This window comes from Mesorhizobium sp. M7A.F.Ca.US.014.04.1.1 (assembly GCF_003998745.1).
In the GTDB taxonomy this organism is placed as follows: Bacteria; Pseudomonadota; Alphaproteobacteria; order Rhizobiales; family Rhizobiaceae; genus Mesorhizobium; species Mesorhizobium ciceri.
This window is the reverse complement of record NZ_RZRW01000864.1, coordinates 1-1,748: the sequence shown is the minus strand read 5'-3', so window position 1 is coordinate 1,748 and position 1,748 is coordinate 1. Positions and strand designations below refer to the sequence as shown.

General features: G+C 58.9%; 3 protein-coding genes. 2 read left to right on the top strand and 1 reads right to left on the bottom strand.

The window, feature by feature from the left end; translation table 11 throughout:
• Together EOA22_RS32465 and EOA22_RS32460 are read left to right on the top strand one after the other, a co-directional pair.
• Positions 1 to 225, top strand: a 225-nt coding sequence (locus EOA22_RS32465; protein ID WP_206521407.1) for an NnrS family protein, incomplete at its 5' end; no start/stop codon positions are given.
• A gap of 251 nt (positions 226 to 476) precedes the next feature.
• Positions 477 to 995, top strand: coding sequence for a cytochrome b (locus EOA22_RS32460; RefSeq protein WP_063170487.1), 519 nt, complete (start codon positions 477 to 479; stop codon positions 993 to 995).
• 35 nt (positions 996 to 1,030) lie between these two features.
• On the opposite strand, the gene EOA22_RS32455 is transcribed toward EOA22_RS32460, so the two are convergent.
• Positions 1,031 to 1,748, bottom strand: a 718-nt coding sequence (locus EOA22_RS32455; RefSeq protein WP_127390548.1) for an SUMF1/EgtB/PvdO family nonheme iron enzyme, incomplete at its 5' end; no start/stop codon positions are given.

Here is a 1,748-nt window from a genome sequence, read left to right as displayed (position 1 = left end):
GGGATGGCTCGCGCCACGCTTGGCCATACCGGCCGGCAACTACGGGCCGGACTGCAAACCATTGTTGTCTTCGCGGCGATCCTGATCGCTGCCTTGTCACGAATCCTTGCGGTTTTTCTCCCTAAGGACGCGATCGTCAATGTCGCCGGCGTTGCATGGGTTCTGGCCTTTGCTGGCTTTCTCCTAGCCTACGGCGTGGCCTTGACGACGCCGAAGGCCAAGTAGCGATCTGAGGGGATGATGTGACGCTGCCCCACAAGCTCAGACACTGTGAGGCTAAAACTATAATCCGGACGAGGGACGTGGCCGGTGCCTCCACGAGGCGAGGGCCGCGGACGGCTGTTCGACGTCCCCATCGCCTTACAAATGCGTAAGGTTGCAGCCACAATTCCGGGAGGATTCGAGCCAAATTATGTCGATGTTCCCTGGCTATTCAGTATCGCGATCACGCAGCTGTTAAACGTCAGGAAAATCAAATGACGGAAACCAGAATTGGCTACTCAACTTCCCAGATTGCGCTTCATTGGATCATAGCTGCGCTGGTGTTATTCCAACTGTTCTTTGGCGAGAGCATGACAACCGTGGTCGATGCTGCCGAAGATGGAGCCGCCGTCTCGTCAGGCGATCAGGCATTGGGCTCTGCCCATTACTGGATAGGAATTTCGACCCTGGCACTCGTGCTGATCCGGTTGCTAATGCGTGTAGTTTCCGGTGCGCCTGAGCCTGCAGAAAGCGGACCTGGCTGGATGCGGATCGCCGCACGTGGTTCACACGGCCTTTTCTATCTGCTCTTGCTTTTAACGCCCATTGTGGGACTGCTCGCTTTCTACATTGGCGACCCATGGGGCGACATCCATTCCCTCAACAAGCCAGTGTTTGTCGTCCTGATTTCGGTCCATGCCGTGGCGGCACTGTTCCACCAGTACTGGCTTCGCGATGGCACACTGAAGCGGATGCTGTCGCCCGGTCGACAAGCGGGTCCGTCACGTTTGTAGCCGCCGCCGATACTAAGATCCGACGGCGCTGACGGTCAGATTATTCTCAGGTGAGAGAGCAGATCGCTCGCCCAGCCAGAGCGGTCTCGCACCAGCCTGAATCCCAGATTGTCGGGAGGCGTACCGACGGCACAGCCTCCGCTTTTTCCGTCACTGACGAAGTTCGACATGTAGGCTCTGTGAAGCCCTTCAAGGACGTGGACACCGCAATTGTCGACCGAACTCGCAACACCGCTTCCATCCGCAGCCAACGTGGTGCGGACATAGCAGGTCGAAGTCCACTCCCAGACGTTGCCAGAAAAGTCGGCAAGGCCCAGGGAATTGAAACCAAACGAGCCACGGCTCTTGGGCATCGGGTCCGGTTTGCGATTGAGGTCCACCTCGGCCTTGTAGCTGGTGAGCCATCGTCTGGCGGGGTTGGTGGCGTCGTTTTCGACACCCTCGAATTCGCCTGCGAACCGCTCAGCAGCGGCAAAGGCCCACTCTTCGTCGGATGGCAGTCGCCATTGGTCGCCGGTCACTTCCGAATACCACCGGGCGTAGGCATTCGCATCGAGATAGCTTACTCCGGTGACGGGAGCTTTGCTTGGGATCGCGCGCGTCTCCTGAGCTGGCTGACAGCCGCCAGCCGACACGCAGTCCGCATAGTCGGCCGCGCCGACCTGGTAGGCCATGATTTCGAGAGGTCTGTCGAGTTGCCGCTCGAGGCGGGGATTGCCTTTCGGGCGTCCCTCTTTTAGGAACTCGCCCGGA

Excerpts from the sequence above, each read along its gene's own strand:
- EOA22_RS32460 (WP_063170487.1), top strand. The coding sequence starts at position 477 with ATGACGGAAACCAGAATTGGCTACTCAACTTCCCAGATTGCGCTTCAT.